Origin of the sequence: Acinetobacter sp. YH01021 (assembly GCF_013420255.1) — a bacterium.
GTDB lineage: Bacteria > Pseudomonadota > Gammaproteobacteria > Pseudomonadales > Moraxellaceae > Acinetobacter.
This window is the reverse complement of record NZ_VOYO01000028.1, coordinates 1-21651: the sequence shown is the minus strand read 5'-3', so window position 1 is coordinate 21651 and position 21651 is coordinate 1. Positions and strand designations below refer to the sequence as shown.

Annotated in this window: 19 protein-coding genes and 1 pseudogene; 8 read left to right on the top strand and 12 right to left on the bottom strand. The window is 38.5% G+C overall.

Annotation, left to right across the window (positions count from 1 at the left end):
• Positions 1-183 precede the first annotated feature (183 nt).
• Positions 184-786, top strand: a pseudogene (locus tag FTT86_RS13990) (dual specificity protein phosphatase family protein).
• On the opposite strand, the gene FTT86_RS13985 reads toward FTT86_RS13990, so the two are convergent.
• Genes FTT86_RS13985 through trpA form a run of 4 tightly spaced genes read right to left on the bottom strand, consistent with a single transcriptional unit; the run spans position 783 to position 4799 of the window.
• Positions 783-1826 carry an SPOR domain-containing protein gene (locus FTT86_RS13985; protein WP_005252804.1) on the bottom strand — a complete coding sequence of 348 codons (1044 nt, stop codon included), beginning with the start codon at positions 1824-1826 and terminating at the stop codon, positions 783-785. The pseudogene FTT86_RS13990 and the gene FTT86_RS13985 sit on opposite strands and share 4 nt — an antisense overlap.
• Positions 1823-3106, bottom strand: a complete 1284-nt coding sequence (folC, locus tag FTT86_RS13980; protein WP_180181390.1) for a bifunctional tetrahydrofolate synthase/dihydrofolate synthase — start codon at positions 3104-3106, stop codon at positions 1823-1825. Before folC ends, FTT86_RS13985 begins: the two co-directional genes overlap by 4 nt.
• Positions 3103-3999, bottom strand: coding sequence for an acetyl-CoA carboxylase, carboxyltransferase subunit beta (gene accD, locus FTT86_RS13975; RefSeq protein ID WP_004645174.1), 897 nt, complete (start codon positions 3997-3999; stop codon positions 3103-3105). The genes folC and accD overlap by 4 nt, the downstream gene beginning before the upstream one ends.
• Positions 3996-4799: a tryptophan synthase subunit alpha gene (trpA, locus tag FTT86_RS13970; protein ID WP_168387012.1), complete on the bottom strand. Its 804-nt coding sequence runs from the start codon at positions 4797-4799 to the stop codon at positions 3996-3998. Before trpA ends, accD begins: the two co-directional genes overlap by 4 nt.
• A gap of 365 nt (positions 4800-5164) precedes the next feature.
• On the opposite strand from trpA, the gene FTT86_RS13965 reads away from it, so the two are divergent.
• Positions 5165-6499 (top strand): Na+/H+ antiporter NhaC family protein, encoded by a 1335-nt coding sequence (locus tag FTT86_RS13965; protein ID WP_180181389.1) that lies wholly within the window; start codon positions 5165-5167, stop codon positions 6497-6499.
• Positions 6500-6548: 49 nt separating this feature from the next.
• Here FTT86_RS13965 and FTT86_RS13960 read toward each other — a convergent pair whose 3' ends face one another.
• Entirely contained in the window at positions 6549-7586 is a 1038-nt protein-coding gene (locus FTT86_RS13960) for an AraC family transcriptional regulator (protein ID WP_180181388.1), read from the bottom strand.
• A 142-nt stretch (positions 7587-7728) separates the two neighbouring features.
• Between FTT86_RS13960 and FTT86_RS13955 the strand changes: the two genes are divergently transcribed.
• A complete protein-coding gene (locus tag FTT86_RS13955) occupies positions 7729-8607 on the top strand; it encodes a metal-dependent hydrolase (protein WP_004645170.1) in 879 nt (292 codons plus the stop codon).
• Between the two features lie 62 nt (positions 8608-8669).
• Here FTT86_RS13955 and FTT86_RS13950 read toward each other — a convergent pair whose 3' ends face one another.
• Positions 8670-9662 (bottom strand): DUF2804 domain-containing protein, encoded by a 993-nt coding sequence (locus FTT86_RS13950; protein WP_180181387.1) that lies wholly within the window; start codon positions 9660-9662, stop codon positions 8670-8672.
• Positions 9663-9799: 137 nt separating this feature from the next.
• The gene (locus FTT86_RS13945; protein ID WP_180181386.1) at positions 9800-10309 is read right to left on the bottom strand and encodes a DUF1543 domain-containing protein; all 510 of its coding nucleotides are present in this window, start codon (positions 10307-10309) and stop codon (positions 9800-9802) included.
• Between the two features lie 484 nt (positions 10310-10793).
• Between FTT86_RS13945 and FTT86_RS13940 the strand changes: the two genes are divergently transcribed.
• Positions 10794-13025, top strand: coding sequence for an NADP-dependent isocitrate dehydrogenase (locus FTT86_RS13940; protein ID WP_180181385.1), 2232 nt, complete (start codon positions 10794-10796; stop codon positions 13023-13025).
• 416 nt (positions 13026-13441) lie between these two features.
• Here the strand turns inward: FTT86_RS13940 and FTT86_RS13935 are convergent, their stop codons facing one another.
• A complete protein-coding gene (locus FTT86_RS13935; RefSeq protein WP_180181384.1) occupies positions 13442-13873 on the bottom strand; it encodes a hypothetical protein in 432 nt (143 codons plus the stop codon).
• Between the two features lie 133 nt (positions 13874-14006).
• On the opposite strand from FTT86_RS13935, the gene FTT86_RS13930 reads away from it, so the two are divergent.
• The 4 genes from FTT86_RS13930 (at position 14007) to FTT86_RS13915 (ending at position 19313) form a co-directional block, all read left to right on the top strand.
• Positions 14007-16904 (top strand): hypothetical protein, encoded by a 2898-nt coding sequence (locus FTT86_RS13930; protein ID WP_180181383.1) that lies wholly within the window; start codon positions 14007-14009, stop codon positions 16902-16904.
• On the top strand, positions 16897-17361 hold the full coding sequence (locus FTT86_RS13925) for a response regulator (RefSeq protein ID WP_004891443.1): 465 nt from the start codon (positions 16897-16899) through the stop codon (positions 17359-17361). Before FTT86_RS13930 ends, FTT86_RS13925 begins: the two co-directional genes overlap by 8 nt.
• Positions 17342-18508, top strand: coding sequence for a hypothetical protein (locus tag FTT86_RS13920; protein ID WP_180181382.1), 1167 nt, complete (start codon positions 17342-17344; stop codon positions 18506-18508). The genes FTT86_RS13925 and FTT86_RS13920 overlap by 20 nt, the downstream gene beginning before the upstream one ends.
• 208 nt (positions 18509-18716) lie before the next feature.
• Positions 18717-19313: a recombinase family protein gene (locus FTT86_RS13915; RefSeq protein WP_180181381.1), complete on the top strand. Its 597-nt coding sequence runs from the start codon at positions 18717-18719 to the stop codon at positions 19311-19313.
• A gap of 36 nt (positions 19314-19349) precedes the next feature.
• Here the strand turns inward: FTT86_RS13915 and FTT86_RS13910 are convergent, their stop codons facing one another.
• The 4 genes from FTT86_RS13910 to FTT86_RS13895 form a co-directional block, all read right to left on the bottom strand.
• Complete coding sequence (locus tag FTT86_RS13910) at positions 19350-19562, bottom strand: AlpA family transcriptional regulator (protein WP_004891435.1); 213 nt, start codon at positions 19560-19562, stop codon at positions 19350-19352.
• A gap of 93 nt (positions 19563-19655) precedes the next feature.
• On the bottom strand, positions 19656-20621 hold the full coding sequence (locus FTT86_RS13905) for a phage/plasmid replication protein, II/X family (RefSeq protein WP_180181380.1): 966 nt from the start codon (positions 20619-20621) through the stop codon (positions 19656-19658).
• A 205-nt stretch (positions 20622-20826) separates the two neighbouring features.
• Entirely contained in the window at positions 20827-21159 is a 333-nt protein-coding gene (locus tag FTT86_RS13900) for a hypothetical protein (protein WP_004891432.1), read from the bottom strand.
• Positions 21137-21502 (bottom strand): tyrosine-type recombinase/integrase, encoded by a 366-nt coding sequence (locus tag FTT86_RS13895; protein ID WP_373886142.1) that lies wholly within the window; start codon positions 21500-21502, stop codon positions 21137-21139. Before FTT86_RS13895 ends, FTT86_RS13900 begins: the two co-directional genes overlap by 23 nt.
• Between the last annotated feature and the right edge of the window lie 149 nt (positions 21503-21651).

Below are 21651 nucleotides of genomic sequence, written 5' to 3'. Positions count from 1 at the left end.
GGAGCTCGTAGTAAAGAATAAGAGAAACTCTATTTTTCCAGATTTTATGTTTTATCGAATACGACATTGACGTGCCACGGATTCGATTTGTTGATACAGCCTGTCTTCGGATAGGCTTTTTTATATTCAAAATTCCATATCCACTTTAAACTTGAAATAACAAAAACAACATCTATGCTCTGTATGAAAATCTGCATATTTCCCATCCTGATGAGCTGCCTCCTGACAGGTTGTATGACCACGCCGGCCCTGCCTGAACCTCAACGTCCTCAGCATTGGGGACAGCCCATTCATCAGAATCATAATTTTCATCAAATCAGCAATTTTGTCTATCGTAGTGAGCAGCCTTCAACTGAACTCATTCCTTTATTAAAACAGCATTAAATCGATGTAGTTATTAATTTACGTTCACGGGATAAAGACAGCTTTCTTTTGAGCAATGAAAAATTTCAGCTGCATCATGTACCCATACATACCTGGGCAATTGATCGGGAAGATTTATTGAAAATTATGCTACTGATTCAGCAAGCACAACAAAATCATCAAAAGGTGCTCCTGCATTGTTATCACGGCTCAGACCGAACCGGTGCCAGTGTCGCCATGTACCGGATTATTTTTGAACATTGGCCGATTGAGCAGGCACTACAGGAAATGAAACATGGCGGTTATGGCTTTCATGCCATTTGGCGCAATATTGACAATCTATTCACCCCTGAAAATGTAAAATGGATTCGCGAGCAACTCACGAATCCATTTACAGAAACTTTGGTTAATACAAAGAATTAACGCTTATCCAGCGGCACCCAGTCATTCACCCAAGCTGATTTCATATTCAGGCTGGCATCAGACGCAATTTTCTTACGAAGTGCATCTGCAGTCTCACGGTCTTTGGACGGCCCCACCATGATGCGTACACCTTTAGAAGTTGAGCTTTTGGTGACCTTATAACCTTTGGCACGCAGTTTGGCTGCTACAGCATCCGCATTGGCTTCATTCGCTGCCAGTGCCACCTGCACCATCCATTGCTTGTCCTCTTCACCTTCCAGTAACTTACGCGCCTGTTCAGCTTCTGCTTTCTTCTTGGCTTCTTCGGCTGCAGCCTTTTTCTTAGCTTCTTCAGCTTTACGCTTTTCGTCGGCCTTACGTTTTTCTTCGGCTGCTTTACGTTCAGCTTCTTTCTTTTCAGCCGCTTTACGCTCTTCCTCGGTTTTACGTTTTGCTTCAGCCGCCTTACGTTCTGCTTCGGCTTTTTGCTGTTGTTCTAACTTGCGTTTTTCTTCAGCGGCTTTACTTTCAGCAGCTTTACGCTCTGCTTCTTTCTTGGCTGCATCAGTAGAACTATTGGCTTTTTGTTGGTCCAGCTGCTGCTGGGCTAACTTTTTTTCTTGCACCGCTTTTTCTTCAGCCAGACGTTTCTGCTTGGCCTGTTCGTCTTCAACCAGTTCTGGCGGAATATTATCGGAACTTTGCTGTCCCAGGCGGTGTGCATTCAGGGCAGCATATTCTTCAGCCGCTTTACGCGCAGCATCTGCTTCAGCCTGCTGTTGCATCGCTAAAAATTCGGCTGCACGTGCTTCCTGCTCTGCAACCGATTTTTCCCGGTCACGACGTTGCTGTTCAAGTAAACGCTTTTCTGTTTCCACATCGACCGTCAAAGAACCGAGCGAATGATTGCCTGTCTCTTTATTTTCAACTTCCGCAGCCTGTGCCGGATTTTGCTGACGGTCCTGATTGATTTCATCTTGGCCTTTCAGGAGTAATGCTGCCAATAAAACACCACCACCGAGTAAAACAACACCGCCCATCCAGCGCTGTTTGTTATTCATTGACATTCTTCCAAATACTCCCATACCGCTTCTAAGGTATGAAATGATCCACATACCAAAATCAGCTGATTATTATCTGTTTGATCCAGTGCTGATTTAAAAGCTAATTTTACATTGTCAAATTGTTCTACCGCCTCACCGCTTAAAGCATCAGCCAAAACTGTGACCTCTGCCGCACGTGGGACGAATAATGGTGCAATTTTCCACAATTGAACCGTGTCTTTCAATAACTTGACGACAGAATTTATATCTTTATCTGCCAGCATTGAAAATACACAAATGACTTCATTATATTTTTGATTGTAATTTAAATAATCTCGTAATTGTTTCAGCAGAAATTCCACCCCATGCGGGTTATGTCCTGCATCAAAAATCACGGTTTTATTCTGGATTTGACGGATTTCAAAACGTCCCGGCAATTTTGCCGTTTGAATGCCTTGTGCAATTGCCTGCTGGCTGACGTTTAATTCGCTCAGCAGAATGGCGGCCACGGCGGTAGAAATATTATCTAATGCCAGTGAACCTGTTGGGAGTTTTAAGGTCGTACCCGATGAAGCAAAAGCCCAGCTTTGGCCATCTTCAAAGGCTTTATAGAAATAATCCCGGTTGATTGCATACAAAGATGCATTACATTCTTGAGCTTTATTTAGAATGGCTTGCGGGATCTGTTGCTGTCCACCAAACACGACTGGAATATCCGGGCGAATAATTCCGGCCTTTTCAAAAGCAATTTTCTCGATGGTGTCACCAAGCCAGTCAGTATGATCCAGACCAATATTGGTAATCACCGCAACATCCGGATTGACCACATTGACCACATCCAGACGGCCGCCTAAACCAACTTCCAGCACCCAGACATCACAGCACTGATCTTTAAAAATCACAAAAGCAGCCAGTGTCGTGGCTTCAAAGAAAGACAGGCTCAAACCGCATTCGCGACGAGCCTGATCGACCTGAACAAAAGCATCAATCAGCAACTGATCTTCCACTTCAATGCCGCGCAATTTAACACGCTCATTGAAACGGTACACGTGTGGAGACTGATATAGCCCGACCTTGAAGCCTTGCGCATTCAGGATCGCGGCTAGTGTAGTGGTGGTTGAACCCTTACCATTGGTTCCCGCCACTGTTAGCACTTTGGCCTCTGGAGATGTCACGCCCAGCTTTTCAGCCACCGGAATAACGCGCTCCAGACCTAAATCAATACCCGTAACGTGAACATGGCTCCAATACTCGAGCCATGTGTTTAAAGAATCTGTTGCTAATGGTGCTGTGTTCAATGCAAATTCATCAACTTCGTAACGATACGATAAACTGTATCACGTAATGCATGACGGTGAACAATCTGATCGATTACCCCATGATCAAGCAAATATTCCGCGCGCTGGAACGGTTCTTCCAGTTTTTCACGTACAGTCTGTTCGATCACACGTTTACCGGCAAAGCCAATCATCGCTTTCGGTTCAGCAATATGTACATCACCCAGCATTGCCAATGATGCGGTCACACCGCCGTACACTGGATGAGTCAATACCACTACATAAGGCAGACCTGCTTCTTTTAAACGCTGGATCGCAGCCGAAGTACGCGCCATTTGCATCAGGGACAACATGCCTTCCTGCATACGAGCACCACCCGAAGCAGCAAAACAGATCAAAGGTTGACGAGCTTCAATCGCATGTTCTGCAGCCTGAACAAAGCGGTCACCGACCACTGTGCCCATAGAACCGCCCATGAAGTCGAACTCAAACGCACAGGCAATCATCGGTACGCCTTTCAGCAAACCCTGAATTACCACCAGTGCTTCAGTTTCACCGGTTTTCTTTTGCGCTTCAGCCATACGGTCTGGATAGGCTTTGCTATCGACAAATTTCAGGGGATCTTTGGCTATAAATTCCTGACCCAATTCTGTTTGTACCTGATCAAAGAACCAGTTCAGACGTTCACGGGCTTTCATACGCAAATGTTCATCACATTGCGGACAGACATAGGCATTAAATGACATAGCAGTACGGGTCACCAATGCATGACATTCAGGACACTCAATCGTAGGCTCGGTAAATGTCGCTTTATATGCCGTTTGCTCATCGGGTACCTGAATGCCCGGAACAGTACGCTCCGTCCATGGGGTCGATGGGCTCAGAATTTTGCCTGATTTCACTTGTTGACTCATACTAACTCATCGAGCGCTGCTCGAAGCTCCTTGACTTTATTCACCGTCGCAATAACGGCTTGTTCTGGTGCGAGCGTTGCAAACTGCTTTACAAACGCACTACCCACAATAACTGCATCGGCAGCAACACCCATCGCTTTCGCAGATGCAGCATCACTGATACCGAAACCTACGCCTACAGGAACATCAGTCACAGCTTTAATCTTTTGAATGCGTGCAGCGGCTTCAGAGACATCTAAAGTTGCTGCACCGGTCACGCCTTTCAGTGACACATAGTAAATAAAGCCGCTGGCCTGTTTTGCTACATGTTGAATACGTGCATCGGTTGAAGTTGGTGCCAGCAGGAAAATCTGATCCATGTCATATTTTTCCAGTACTTCACCCAGACTTTTTGCTTCTTCTGGTGGCAAGTCCACCAGCAGTACGCCGTCTACTCCACATTCATAGGCATAAGCCACAAACTTTTCATAGCCAATTACTTCAACCGGATTCAGATAACCCATCAGCACCACTGGTGTTTCGCGGTCTTTCAAGCGAAATTCTTTCACCATGTGCAGTGCATCCAGAGTATTGGTTCCACCTGCCAAAGCACGCTCAGCAGCTAGTGCAATTACCGGCCCATCTGCCATCGGGTCTGAGAAAGGAAGTCCCAGCTCAATCACGTCGACACCCGCTTCCACCATCTCATGCAGCAAAGGCACTGTGACTTCTGGATGCGGATCACCCGCCATGACATAAGAAACTAAAGCTTTACGCTGTTGAGATTTAAGTTGTCCAAATCGTGTGACTAAACGTGACATAGGGTGGTATTTTCCTTAACGTGTTTCAAACTTGAGGCATTGACTATGTAGAAATACAAGACATCGCATTGTAACGCTATTTTTTGTCCAATGAACAGTCTGCGATACCGACCTCGAGTACTTCATTTCCTGTGCGAAGATTTCAAAACAATTCGGAAGGGTCTATTTACGATTATTTTGATTTTTTTCACAATGATCAAAGATGCCTAATTTTGCTATTACCTAAAATCTTGAATATTTAGATAAACTTATTTTTATCATATAAAAATTAATAAAAATGCAGATGTTAGCGCATTCATTTAAAGTTTTCTGAAATTGCAAAACCTGCTTTATACTAGTCCTATTCTCTTACTTTTTTATCTCCTATGCAGACTGATTCTGAGGCTACAGTGCAGGCACGCGCCATTGCACTGCTGCCGCTTATTGTATTTTTAACCATATTTTTGGGTAGCGGGATCTATCATTCCATGATCGGAACCGAGTTCGCGTTCTATCAGGTGAAAGCGCCTGTGGCTGCCCTGCCTGCGATTATCTTGGCTGCATTAGTGTATCGCGGCAAACTCAACCAGGGCATTGAGGAATTCCTCAGAGGTGCCAGTCATCCGAACTTAATTCTGATGTTTATGGTGTTTATGCTGGCAGGTGCTTTTGCCAGCGTCAGTAGCGCCATTGGCAGCGTCGACGCCACCGTGCAGATGGGCCTGTCGGTGATTCCACCTACATTTATTCTGCCGATGTTATTTGTGATCTCGGCCTTTATTGCCACGGCGATGGGTACCTCCATGGGCACCATTGCGGCCTGTGCGCCGATCGCTTTTGGTTTCACCCAGGTGACCGATATCGATGTGATTTATGCGATTGGTGCAGTGGTCGGTGGTGCCATGTTTGGTGATAACCTGTCCATGATCTCAGACACCACCATTGCGGCGACCACCAGCCAACGCGTACAACTGCGTGACAAGTTCAGGGTCAATGTCTGGATTGCAGTTCCAGCCTCAATCGTCACTATTTTAATTTACGTGTTAAGTACCGGCAGTAGCAACACATTGGAATACAAGGATTTTAACTGGCTTCTGGTCTTACCTTATATCGCCGTATTTATTTTGGCCTTTAGCCGTTTACACGTTCTGGCTGTACTGACCATTGGCGTACTACTTTCCGGCTTGTTTGGCCTATTTGCCACAGCTGAATTCGATCTGCTCAAACTGAATACTTCAATTTACGATGGCTTTGTCGGCATGTTTGAAGTGGCGTTATTGTCGATGTTTCTGGGTGGCCTGTCGGCGATCATGCAGCGTGAAGGCGGTTTACGCTGGCTGATCGAGCGTATTTATAGCCTGACCCGTCTGTTTAAAGTTGGGAAGCAACGTGCTGGCGAAATCGGGATTAGTTTTTTGGTGGTGTTTTCGAATATCTTTGTGGCCAATAATACCGTGGCGATTATTCTGTCTGGTGATATGGCGCGTGAAGTCGCCAAAGAATACGGCGTAGATCCCAAGCGTTCTGCCGCACTGATGGATATTTTTTCTTGCGTGGTACAGGGTTTAATTCCTTATGGCGCACAGTTACTACTGGCCTGTTCTATTGCAAAAATCTCGCCGGTTGAACTGATTGGTGGAGTGTACTATTGCTGGATTCTGGCCATTTTTGCGATTGCGGCGATTGCGTTTAGATTCCCTAACATCAAAGCCAGCGCTTAATATCGTTATCCTCCCAAAATAAAAAAGCGACCGATACGGGTCGCTTTTTTTAGCTTCGCTGTTGGTGTAACTGCCTTTTACGCTCTAACAAGGTCTGTCCGGTGGCTGCCTTGTAGGCCCGTGCCAATGCCGACTGGTCAGAATAATCCAGCTGCTCGGCGATCTCGCTCAGCCCCATTTCCTGTTGCAACAGCAGCTCGCAGCGTTTAATCCGCTGCTGTTCCAGCAGTTTTTTAAATGAGGTGTCATGGGTGCTGAATAAGCGCTGCAAACTCCGTGTCGACATCAGCAACTGACGGGCAAGCTGTTCAACTTTAATGGCCTGATGCCGGATACGGAGCTGTTCGGCAATCATTTGCTGGGCCTGCTCCAGATAATTCTCAAGTGGTGGCTTGGCTGCAATCGCCTGTTCTGCCTGATGAACCAGTAGCTGCAACAGCATTGGATCTGCCTGCTCAGACCGATGCGCCAGTCCTTGTAGATCCAGTTCTATGCCATAGTAGGCTTGGGAAAATATCACCTCGCTGGCGAAAAACTTTTGATAATGCATTTGTCCCCTATCGGGCGCATGGGCAAAGCGTACACAACGGACTAACAGTTGATGATCCTGCAAAATGACACGCCCCAACTGCACCATCGCGGCCATGGTCAGCTCATTGAGCAGATTATATTTTTCATCCAGATAAGCCCAATATAATTCAATACTGTGTTCATGTTGCTTCAACTGCAAAGGTACAAACTCACTGCCATCAATCACCAGTCGTTGAAAACGCATAATATGGTGGATCATTTCCGCAACGCTGCTGCTTCGCGAAGCCATATAACCGAGCACACCAAAATGTTCTGGACGAATGACCTGCACGATCTCGAAAATCAGTTGCGGACAGTTTAAATATTGCCGGGTTTTTAACAGAAGCTGATTTAATAATTCCAGCGGCACTTGCGTGGCAAAAGGCTGATCAATCAGGGTCGCCAGCGCTTCATGTACATCTTGCAGAAAGTCAGCTTCCAAAGGCTCAATTTGCAGACTGCGCAGATAAGTCGCCCAAAGCTGAATATAACCATTGGATATTTTAATTTCTTGCATGCGCGCTTCTCGATGCCTGCTTTAGTCTGAGCAGTTTTATTTTCATTTGGCATAAAATGTATAAAAATTGGCAAGCTCTGTCAAAACAATTACGAGATTCCCCGACATACTGTCCGTCTCGTCACAAAAAAGAATTCCTAAGATGAATGCAGTATTAAAATCTTCAATAAAGCCCGTGGTCCGGACCCAGCTTGATTTTAAACTGGATGAAATTCCGCGCTACTGGTTTGGCGGCGATCCCTTTCTGACCCGCATGTTCGATGCCTTGAGCCTGACCTTTCCAGATGGTGAGCGCTATTTTATTCAGAGTGTACGCCTGTTCCGCGATCAGATCACAGACCCGGAGCTGCAAAAACGTGTTGCGGATTTTATTCGTCAGGAAGCACAGCACGGCATTGCCCATGAAAAAATGAACCAGCTGATGCGTGAACAAGGCATGCCTGTCGATGATTTTATTGAACGTTTGAACAATATGTTCGCTTATGACCTCAAACATCGTTCAGCACAGTTCAATATTGCCACGACGGCAGCGGCAGAACACTTAACCGCGCTGATGGCTGAAACTTTTTACGGTCAGAAATCCACCTTAAAAGACGGCCATCCTTATGTACGTGCCATGTTTGCCTGGCATGCGATTGAAGAAATGGAACATCGTGATGTGGCTTTTGACGTGATGAAAGAGGTCGCAAAAACACCTGAATGGATGCGCAAAATGACCCTGCTCAGTACGACATTTTTGATGTTTAGTTATACCGCCTATCGCGCCAATGTCATGCTGAAACATGATGGCTTCAGTGTCTTAGAGCGTCTGCAAATGAACCTGAAAGGACTGCCCTGGTTGTTTGGCCGTAACGGCACCTTGACCCGCATGGGCCCACAATATCGGGACTGGTTTAAAAAAGACTTCCATCCTAGTCAGCATCCGGTGATTGCGCAATATGATGTCTGGGTAAAAACCTTAGCCGAAACCAATGACCCGATTCAGGCCGGTGAAGCCTTCTGGCAGGCCGCCAAAGATTAAGCTCAAATCAAAAGAGCCTTCAAAATTGAAGGCTTTTAAATTAGGTCTTATGTCCTGCACTTTTACCATTTGGCATAATGCCGTTCAAGCAAGGCATATTCATTTAGTAAAATAATTTCCTGATCATCCTGCTGAATCGTTCCGGAAACTTTGGCCTGCCACTGACTAAACTGGCTTCCCACCAGACGCAGGTTCAGATTTTCATAACGGCGCCAACCTGTACTCACCATCAGATTCAATTTTTCATCCAGCGACTGAATCGTCCATTGGTTTTCCGATTCCTGCTGGAACAGTACATCGGCCACTGCATAAATCTTTCCATTGATCCACAGACAGTTTTCATTACCAAAGCTTTCATTTACACCTGAGGCCAGATTAATGCCAATCCGGTTCTGATTCCTATCCCAGAAATTACAGGACAGCCAGAACCAGGCCGTTTCTGGACGCAAAAAGCCACAGGTATCATCTAATGAGGCAAAGCTGCGTTCATTAAACTGAATGGTTTCACCCTGCTTGTTAATGAAAAAGCCTTCACAGCCCAAAGTGGTCAGTTTCTGGGTATAGGTCCAGCCGTTGATGCCAGTCGGACTGCACATACTCAGCGGGTCTGTGCCAGCACAGAAAATCCGGGCACTGAGTTTAATTTCACCATATTTGCTGACGTTGATATAACGCACGCCGTTGGCATGCTGGATATCGATCTGAAAAGGTGACTTGTGAAAATAACTATGATTAAACAGTGGCTGCTCGTCCAGCACCGTGTTACGGGACAGGAAATTAATCGCATTCCATTCCAGCACTTCATTGGTCATATGGTTATAGACATAGACAAAACCATGCCCTGCCCATGCAATATCGGCAATCGCCAGTCCAATCGTATAATGCTCGTGCTGAATACTACAGAATTTGAATTTTTTATATTTTAGATGCTTACGCCAGCCTGACAGCACATGACCATAAGGATTTTTGTATTGATATGCCTGATAGTCAATACTTTTTGGAAGCTCCTTGAAACGTCCATAACGCGGTTGTCCATTTGCCTGAATTAAATCCATTTAAGACATTCCATCTCAGTCAAAACTGTTTTTCCTTGGCAGTATTATGCCAATTATTAAATTTTGATAAAGAGATTTTTTAAACCGCTTATCGAATCATCAAGCCAGCCGCAGGTTTAATTCAATCGCAAACTGCTTTAAATCGTGAGATAAGTATTTTCCCAGCGATTGCCGCTAAAACTACCCTCTAGCAGTTGGACGTAGCGGCCATAAACCTGATCGATGGCAATACAGTCATCTACATCCAGCACACGGTCAGTATGCTGTTTTTGCCAGTGCCGGGCGAAGTAAGCTTTACCACACTGTTTGGCCACCATGGCATTCTGTGCAACCACCAGCACATAACGATGCAGCTCGCCAAATTCACGTGGATCATAACCGCCCAGATTAATCAGCCAAAGTTTTTCATCGGATTGCTGCGGCTGTGCATCAGTAAATTGCAGCGCATAGGATTTGCCTTCAAACTCTAGCCCGTTGATTTGCGCCCAGGCATCAATATGCAAGCCTTTCTGTTCCGCAAACCAGGCATTTTTCAATTGCGGATAGGTATCTTCCAGACTCTCTCCTATTGCCAAAACCACATCATGAACTTCTGTATTGGCACGGGCATGACGACCACCGAGCATCACAATAAACAGGCTGGGCATTACATTTCCTTGTTAGCTGCAAGCTTTAAAATCATTTAATTAATGATCGCCAGTATAGCTCAAAGCTATTCCATGATGATGTAGCCATCTGCCAAGGACAAATTTGCATCGTCAGTCTGACTCAATTTTCGCAAAACAGCATCCAGTCACTCAGTACCGATATCCATATCGAGGATCAGTTTAAGTCTATGTCGGACTCAAAAAACCATTTTCAGTGAATACAATTGGCTAGCGAATCATTTCCGATCATTTTCATCAGGATTTACAGCAGAAGATGATTATTTTTTTGTACAAAATATAAACACGGCTAAACCATACAAATCTGTACAAATTTTCACCCAAATTTCAATCTAAAGGCATATTTCGTTGACTGAAATGCGCTGAAAGACGATACTCTCAATGTTTTTATTTAAGCAAATCGGTTCAAAGAGGCTGGGCCAAAAGTTCGGTCCTCAGAAACTCAATCCAACGCAAGGGGCTATATATGGCTGGTGGAAAGTCAACTATCATTTACACACTGACCGACGAGGCGCCATTACTGGCGACTTATTCTCTGCTGCCGATCATTGAGACCTTTACTAAGCCAGCTGGCGTTGAGATCGTCAAAAGTGACATCTCTGTAGCTGTGCGCGTGCTCTCCGAATTTACAGATTACCTAAGCGAAGAGCAAAAGGTGCCTGACACTCTAGCTGAGCTAGGTCGTCTTACACAAGATCCAGACACGAACATTATCAAACTCCCAAATATCAGTGCTTCTGTTGGCCAGCTAACAGCGTGTATCAAGGAACTTCAGTCTAAAGGCTATGCAATCCCTGACTATCCTGAAAACCCGACCACTGAAGAAGAAAAAGCAATCAAGGCACGTTATAGCAAATGTCTTGGTTCAGCAGTAAACCCTGTTCTACGTGAAGGTAACTCAGACCGTCGTGCGCCTGCTGCCGTTAAAAACTACGTGAAAAAACACCCGCACTCTATGAGCGAGTGGAAACAGTGGTCTCAAACTCACGTTTCACACATGGACGAAGGTGACTTCTACCACGGCGAAAAGTCAATGACTTTAGACCGCGCACGTGATGTGAAAATGGAATTGATCACCAAGTCTGGTGAAACCATTGTTCTTAAGCCAAAAGTTGCGCTTCAAGACGGCGAAATCATCGACTCAATGTTCATGAGCAAGAAAGCACTTTGCGACTTCTACGAGAAAGAACTGGATGACTGTAAAGAAGCAGGTATCCTATTCTCTTTACACGTTAAAGCAACCATGATGAAGGTGTCTCACCCAATCGTCTTTGGTCACTGTGTAAGAATCTACTACAAAGAAGCATTCGAAAAACATGGCAAGCTTTTTGATGAGCTTGGCATTAATGTCAATAACGGTATGGCCGGTCTTTACGAGAAAATCGAGACACTTCCAACTTCTCAACGTGAAGAAATCATCCGTGACCTGCATGCTTGTCAAGAACACCGTCCAGCACTGGCAATGGTTGATTCAGCAAAAGGCATCACTAACTTCCATTCTCCTAACGACGTCATTGTAGATGCTTCTATGCCTGCAATGATTCGTGGTGGCGGTAAAATGTGGGGCGCTGACGGTAAACCTTACGACTGTAAAGCAGTTATGCCTGAATCTACATTCGCGCGTATTTACCAGGAAATGATCAATTTCTGTAAGTGGAATGGCAACTTTGATCCAAAAACCATGGGTACTGTACCGAACGTTGGTTTGATGGCGCAAAAAGCTGAAGAATACGGTTCACATGACAAGACCTTCGAGATCTCTGAAGCTGGTGTTGCAAACATCGTTGATCTTGAAACTGGCGAAGTGTTGATGTCACAAAACGTGGAAGAAGGCGATATCTGGCGTATGTGTCAGGTGAAAGACGCACCGATCCGTGATTGGGTGAAACTTGCTGTGACTCGTGCACGCAACTCTGGCATGCCAGCAATCTTCTGGCTTGACCCGTACCGTCCACACGAAAACGAACTGATCAAGAAAGTTGAAAAATACCTGAAAGATCATGACACCACTGGTCTTGATATCCAGATCATGTCACAAGTACGTGCAATGCGTTATACGCTTGAACGTGTTGCTCGCGGTCTAGATACTATTTCTGTAACAGGTAACATCCTGCGTGACTACCTGACTGACTTGTTCCCGATCATGGAATTGGGTACATCTGCGAAAATGTTGTCAATCGTGCCATTAATGGCAGGTGGCGGCATGTACGAAACAGGCGCAGGCGGTTCTGCTCCTAAGCACGTACAGCAGTTAGTTGAAGAAAACCACTTACGTTGGGATTCACTGGGTGAATTCATGGCGTTGGCGGTGTCTTTAGAAGAAATGGGTATTAAAGAAGGCAATGACGACATCAAGTTACTTGCTAAAACTTTAGACCAAGCGACTGGCAAATTGCTGGATAACGACAAGTCTCCTTCTCGTCGTACTGGCGAATTGGACAACCGTGGTAGCCATTTCTACCTGGCGAAATTCTGGGCTGAAGCTTTGGCTGCTCAAGACGAAAATGCTGAATTGAAAGCGAAATTTGCACCACTTGCAAAAACTTTAGCTGAAAATGAAGAGAAAATCGTTGCTGAGCTTACAGCAGTTCAAGGCAAATCAGTAGACATTGGCGGTTACTACGCAGTTGATCAAGAGAAAGTAAATGCAGTGATGCGTCCAAGTGCAACGTTGAATGCTGCTCTTGCTTCTATGTAATGAGTTAAAAAATCGATTTAACCTTCGGTTAAATTGATTAAAAAAACCGGCACTGACGTGCCGGTTTTTTTTATGTCCAATTCATGCAGCGCAATCACTGAAGCAATCCATTTTTTAAGCAGTTCTATGCAGTGTTATTTTCACAAGCTATCTTTTAAATCAAGAAGATAATTTTGAAGAGCAGATAAAAAGAAACAGGTTATTATTTTTCAGACAATAAAAAACCCCAAGACTGAATGTGCTTGGGGTTTTTTAGAATTTTGGTCCGAGGGTCGGGATCAATATATTAATATATCCAATTGTTTTAACTAAATTTATTTAAATTAAAAAACTAAAAGGTACTCACCAAGGTACTCATTTTTAAAATTAGAAACTCTGCTATTACAATAACTTAAATAAAAAACAATCCTAAAATCTTAATGATTAAGCGTAGACACCAACTTAATAGCTTCTACTTTAAAGTCATCTAGATAATGAAAGTCAGGGTTAGGTAGCCTAGGAAAAAGTGCTTTTAACGCGTATTCACTACTTAGCCCTAAAACATCCTCATCTAGCATATAAACATGATAGCTTAAATCAGAAGCAATCAGGGATAATTGAGCAAGTAAGTCTTCAATGCTCTCTGCACTGTAAAAATCCTCCTCCCCCTCTGAACTTCCAATTTTTCCACTTGTAACATGAGCATGATAGTAAAGCGTATTTTTTTCTATTACTTCGTCATCTATGGTCAGATTTACAAATAAAAAAGAATCATCGCCATCATATGCCACCCCTATCATGTATGCATTGAAATCCCTTAAAGCATTATTTTTATCAAGGATATAGTCAAACGCATCTTTTAACTTCATTGTGTTTCCTTATCTAATAAAATCGGATTAATCAAGGATGCAAATTATTGACCTAAGCCCAATTAAAAGTGAATGAAATTAAATCAAATTAGCAGTAAAATCTTTAGCTCAATCAAGGGGGCGCAAAAGATAGATGAACATAAATACAAATACCAATCACTTTAATATTAAAAAAATGACAATTAATCAAGCAGAGTTTCTTCAGAACTTTAAGAAATTAGATGTTGCCTCTCGCAATCTTTTACGACCGATTCTCTTTGATCCAAACCAAGATCAAATTAAAGTTTTAAATAAGTTTAGAAAACTTTATCAATACAAAGATTTAGTAAAAATTTATAATGCTCTAACTAAGATTGAAGATTATGAAAGAAAAGTTATTCCTGATTACTTCCCCACTACGGCCCAAGTTTATGATGATTTTCAACGCCTAAAATGTATTGAGCTTAAAAAACAAGTAAAGATCGTAGAACTATTAGCATTACAAAATAAAAACAAGTTAAATGATTTTTTTAAAAAAATAGATGGTTTAAATAAATTAATTATAACCAAAAAGTATAAAGAATCTGATTCTGAAATTGAAAAAATTTACCAGAAATTTGGTTATAGTCATTTTTTATTAAGGAAAATTCTTCTAGTAAAAGAATTAAATAATGATAAAAATAATCTAAATTTTGTTCAAAAATTTATTAGTGAATACAATTCTACAGGTAGAAATTTAATTATTAGCTCATTACAGCAATGCTATCAAATCGATATAGATTATTTAGGACTTAAAAAGTCTATAATTAATAGACATGAAAAAAGCTTGTTTTGCAAACACATATCAGAAATACCATTCACATATTTACAAAGCCACAATCTTGAAGAAATAAATGAAAAATTATTAAGCAATATACAAAGCTCTTTAATTGATGGTTTGTTTTTTTTAAAATATAATAATAATTTTCTAAATTTAAAAGATCTAGATACTATTGACAATGTTATTTCAATAAAAAACCCATCCATAGATTTAAATGACTTAGCAAAATTCTATATAAATAATTACGAAACAGATAGTGAAGATATATTTTACAAACATTCCAGTGCATGGTATGAGATCGATGATATTTATAAATATAGAATTTTAAATGACAATTTCTATAGTGAATCCATGGGAAAAATTGAAATTAAAGAACAACTACATATAATAAATGAATGGATAGCTGATTTAAGTTTAGATGAACTATCTATTTCCCAAAGTTTGACGAAACATAATTATTTAGATTTAAAAATCCTAGAAGAATCTGGATCTATAACACGCTCTTCAATTTTTAATCACATTATGATGAAAAATGAAGGTAATGTAATAATCTCATTATCAAGTTTATATAATTTAATGGGAAGAACCCAAGATCTATCACGGACAGTAGATCAAAAATACTTAAGAATGGCAGCAGAAAAAACGGACTGTTTAGAATCACAGATCATTTTTTATCTCCTTATAGGTAAAAAAAGTAGAAATGAAAAAGATAATCATCGATTAAAGAAATATATTCAAAAAATTACTATTGAAAGATTTAATAGCAATTTAGTCGACTTTGTAAAATACTTATCGACAAAATCAAAAGCTGTGGCTGAGTATACTTATGAATTATGCACAGAAGATTTCATTGCAACAATGTCTCAAATTATTCCTACAACTTTAAAAATAACTGAAACAAGAGCAGATCTACATACATGGATGGGTGATTTTACAGGCGACAGACAATATAATGATAGAGCAAGAACCCTTCTAATTGATCATCAAATTAATAGAATAAGAAATGAAATTGATGACAACAGAATTTATGTCGATTCTTATAGATTTAATGAATGGATATGCGATGATATATTAAGGGAATTTAATAGCTGTTTATCAAGTTTGAGCCAAAATGGTTTATTAGATTATTATGACTCTCCTCAATTATTATTACTAATAGAAAAAGCATACTTTGAATTTTGTAATAATAAAATATTTGGAATTTCATCATATCTTGGTCGGAGAATTAGACATGGTACTTTTAAAGGACATTTGTTTTCAAATGTAATTATCCCTTTAGAGGAACAATATGAAGTTCTTCTGTCCGACCCTTCCTTTCTAACCCAATGGAAAATTTGGAAAAATGAATATGAAAAAAAAATTGATAATATCATTCGACATAATTTACATATTAAATCCACCAAAAATAAAGATGGTTTAATACAAACTGACCTAAATTCTCCTAGTAAAACAGATGTTGCTTATGCTTGTGCCAAAAATATAATTTCTGAATTTATTTCAAAAAATGGCACTAGTACTTTAAGTACCGTTATTGTTGAATATTGCTGGCGCTTAATCGTAATTGATTTAAGAAATATTAATGATTTTCTTAAAAATCAAAAAAATGAAATATTAAATAAAACAAAAATAGAACAATTAAAAATCAATCAAAATCAAAGAATTAAAGAACTAACAACTAGTTTTACATTAGAGTTACATAGAACAATTAATGATAAATTTATTTCTATATATGAATGGTTCAAAAGACCTCATTCAGTGGCTCCTAAAGCAAGTTTATCACTTCTTTTTAAAGCTGTTATTGAAGAAGTCAGAGACACGTTTCCTTTGTTCAAAGATATAGATGGAGATAATCAATTCGATTTCGAGTTGTTTGGTGGAGCGTATCATGTTATATATGATGCATTATATGTGATTATCTATAATGCAGCGAAACATGGAAAACCAACTAGCCATTTAGAAAAATTCTATACAATTGATCCATCAAATTATAAAATTATAGTTTCTGTTAGCTCTGATATAAAAGATAGCGACAACGAAGATTATATCAATAGCAGACTCCAAGTCGATCAAGAAATGGATATTGATAATGCACAATTATCTGAAGATCGAAGCGGAATAAAAAAACTATACCATCTTATGAAATATGATAATAATTTCGTAATTGAAAAAATTGAATGTTCAAACCGCAAAGTAAATATAATATTCTCATATAAGGTATTACATAATGTTTGATATTTTAATTGTAGAGGATGATAGTTTTAAATTAAAAAGTTTAAAGGATTTTCTCTATGCCAATATGGTAAATATTAATATTGTAGTAGCTACAAACCTTCAAAATGCTATAACCCTAATCAATGAATCTATTTTTCACTTAATATTAGTTGATATGGCAATACCAAGCCATCCTATAGAATCAGGAACAGGTTCCCCAATAAGCTTGCTGAATGGAGGCTTACAAGTAATTCTTGAAATTCAATATTTAGATCGTAAAGATGATTGTATCGTTCTGACTCAATATCCTGATGTTGAAATATGTGGTGAATATTTTCCTATTGATCTTGCCTCTTCCAATATTAAAGATTTGCTAGATTGTACCGTGTTAGGATGTATACAATATTCAGAAGATACAACAACATGGAAAGAAGACCTCAAAGAGCTTTTACAATCGTATGAAAATTTTAATTCTTGAAGATGAAACCCATAAATTTAATTTAATTTCAGAAGAAATTTTAAATTTTAACCCTGACATAAAAATTGATCGTTCTGAAGATCGTACTAATTTTATCAAAAAGTTAGAGCGTGAAATTTATGATCTAATTATTATTGATTTAATTGTACCTACACATCCTCAAAGTGACCCAATCGATTTAAGTGGATCGATTATATATGACTTAAGAGATGAAGATTGCCCAAATATTAGGACTCCTGTACTTGCTCTAACACAGTTTGATGCCGTTGCTATTGATAATTTTGAAGAATTAAATAGTCATAATATCAATGTAATAACTTTTTCTTGTGAAAAAGAAGCTTGGAGAAAACCACTTCTACAGCGCTTAATAGATAATTTTCCCCCACCCAAATATGATTTTGTTATTGTATGTGCTTTACCAAAAGAAAGCATTGCATATAGAAGTATAGGTCTAGACATTTCTGAATCTAAATCAATTCAAGGTCTAGACTGTTTAGATATTAAACTAGACAGCCTCAAAGGATTAGTAATTACTTGCCCTAGGATGGGATTAGTTGATGCAGCTATTACTTCAACTATGGCATTACAGATATTCAAACCTAAGCTGATTGCAATGAGTGGAATTTGTGCAGGAATAGAGGGGGAAGCAGAAATTTATGATATTACTATTCCCGAACTATGTTACCAACATGATTCTGGTAAATGGACTGCAGATGGATTTACACCTGAACCCTACTCAATTCAGCTTGATCATACAGTGAAATTAAAGATCAAAGAATTAATTTCTAGAGAGGGATTTGTTAATCATATCCTTAGTGATATTTCTCCTAATAGATCTGAAATACCTCAACATCTTGAAAAAATTAGCACTTCCATTAAATTAGGTATTTTATCTAGTGGTAGTGCAGTAGTTGCAGATGAAAATTTTAATAAGATTATAAATATGCAACATAGAAAAATTGCAGCATTTGAAATGGAATCATATGCTCTTTATGAAGCGGCAAGATTAACAGATTTTAAACCAATGTTTTTTAGTGCTAAAGCAGTTGTTGATAATGGGACACCAGGAAAAAATGATGACTTCCATAGAATAGCTTGTCTAGTATCTGCAAAAACAACCATTGAAATTATTAAAGTACTTCTTTGATAAAATTCACAAATGGTTCTAAACCTCTAGAGCCATTTGTACTTTTAAAATCACAACTCCACATTCTAGCAAACATACTAGTTCTTTATTATTTGACTATACCTTTAAAATAATTTCTTAAAAGCCTTATTTTTTTATCAAAAGAGTTCCTGGCAGGAATTAAATTATTAATTTATCATTTTCGTTGCAAGTTAATAGGTAAATAATAATGACTGTTAGAATTTATGTAAGAGCAAGTACGAAAGAACAAGATGCAGAACGTGTATTAGATGACTTGAAAAAATTTGCAAAAAATCATATTGAAAGTGACCTAATACAATATATTGAGAATGAGTCAGGTACTAAGTTGGAACGCCCAATTCTAAACAAATTACTTGAAGAATCATCCAATGGAGATATTTTATTAATCGAAAGTGTAGACCGCTTATCACGGCTTTCTCAAAATGATTTTGAAATACTGAAGAATCGTATCAAAGAAAAGGGATTAAGATTAATAGTTGCTGATTTGCCCACTACACATATGCTAGTTGCACAAGATGAAAGTATCACTAGCTCAATTCTAACTCTTATTAATAATATGCTGATTGATCTCCTAGCCACTATGGCTAGATTAGATAATGACAAACGCAGAGAACGCATTAAGCAAGGTTTAATGAGAAGTGGCTACATTCCAACTGGAAAAAAGGCGAACTTAGAAAAGCATCGAAGAATTAAAGAGCTAAATATTAAAGGGCTAACAAAAGAAGAAATTGCAAAAGCCGTCGAGTGTGGAATAGCAACTGTGTATAGAGTTCTAAAAAATTAGTAAAAAAAAAGCGATACAAAAGTATCGCCTTTAAAATCATTGTGTTATTGATTGATTGGTTTTATTATACCACCAAAGTTCTACTGCCTTAGCATCAAAATATACGGCGGATTGTCTATTAGTTCCATCCTTAATTGGACGAGGAAATTTTTCATCATTATTAATTAATTTAATCAATTTATCTTGTTTTATAGACAACATGTAACACACTTCTTTTTTTGTTAGTCTTAATTTCTTCATTTCTATCATTTTCTTCCCCCTTTTTTTCTTTTATATTTCTTATTATTCTTAATTCTAGATTTGCTTTAGATTTATCAATATTTCTATCACTTATGATTATTTTCATTTTAGTAGCTTTCTTTGTTCATTTTTTATATTTAAGTCTATACCATACTCATTTAAAATTTTTTTCTTCTTTAAATGAATCATTGTCCTAGAATAATAATCTGAAATACAGCCTTCTTCATAAAGTGTTATAAATTTTCTATCAGATTTATTTTCTATATCTAGAATATTATTTCTCTTATCAACATTGGGAAGCTTTAATTTAGAAAATACATCATCGAACATTCTTCTTATTTTTTCTAAATCATTCCATTGGCTTGCATACATCAAATTCCAGTCTTTAAGTTGAGCATTTAGAATTTTACACTCTGCTCTAACCATTCTTTCAGCAATTTCATAAATTTTTGGCTCTATAGAAAATCTTTGATTTTTTTCTCTCAACTCATTTCCTTTGTGATAATACTTTAAACTCCATCTAGTTTTACTACTCATACCGAAATAACAGCCATTTTTATATAGTTGTTTAGCCTTATAAGGAAAATAACCAAGCATTTGTACATTATTTAAATATCTTAAAGCATCTTGCTTAGATGCAAAAATATAATCAAGTTTCACATCAACTCGATATACTCTGAAATTCCCATTCTTGATATTTTTAAACTGTTCTTCTGAAAAAGAAATCAAATCTTTAGACTTTAAAACATTAACAAATTCCACAATCAAATTAAGTAAATTTTTTTCACCAGTAACATTTTGTGATTTCAACCACTTATAAATATTTCCTGAAACATGAATATAATCTTTTTTGTATGTCAAAGTAACAGTTTTACCTTTATCAGATGATATAATTTTAGGCTTAAATTTTATCTGACAATTTTGATCAGACAATTTATAAACGTCATCGACTGTATCTAAATGCAAAGTTGTATACAAGATTGAACCCTCTGTAATTTTCTCTGCATTCCCATTAACAAATAAATCAAAATCAATCCAATCTATTTCATAATTATTATTTTTCTTCATATCAAAATCTCCTTTTTTTATAATTTTTCCAAATTAGGAACAAAAAATAGAACCCAATAAAAAAATTATGGATTCAAAATTAAAATAGTATTTTAAAAAATTAAACAATTGTCGCCTTAATATATAATATGAACTTTTATTATTTTTAAATATATATTTTATACTTGCTATTATACTGCTTTATATTATAAAAGTCAAATTTCAACTAAAAACTACCATAATAAATTAGATGACTAACTTCTTTCTCATACTCATTTAAATTAAACACAATATGACCAAAATTTTTAAAAAATTTTATATTATTATCATCATTTCTTAACAAAAATACTTTTGGAATTATTTTACTTAGATCATCTAATTTTATATTTTCAATTTTTGGATAAATTAAACCATATCCTATCCAGCACTCAATCGCATAAGATAAAACATCATTATTTTCACTTATATCTTCAGCCAAAATTGATTCAACATTTTGGTATTTCATTAAATCTTTGACTGAACATTTAACAACCCTACTATTCGCTAAGAAGAGCTTCATTCATTTTCTCTTTTGATTTTAAATTCAGTAAGTCTCCATATTCATGAGGAGTTATATACGGATTATTTTCAATATAGGTTAGCCAGTTACTCCATATATTCATAATTTTTCTACGTTCTTCTAAGTATTCTGCAATATGAGTATACGCTCCAACGGTATCATTCTTTTCTATATGACTCATTTGCTTTTCTAAAGCATCTCTTTGGAACAAACCCATTTCAGCTAAAGAAGATCTTGCTAAAGCCCTAAAACCATGTAAACAAATCTCTTCTTTGTCATAGCCCATACGCTTTAAAGCATTATTAGGTGCTTCCCCACTCAAGAATTTATTTTTGTCTTTCACACTTGGAAAAACGTGATTACAGGGCAGAGTAAAACTTGAAGTGCGACATAAACCACCTAATTAATTTAAAGGGTTTATGGAGTATATAAAATTGTCATACCATCATCTTAACTTTGAAGATCGTACTGCATTAATGCTTGAGTCAAGAA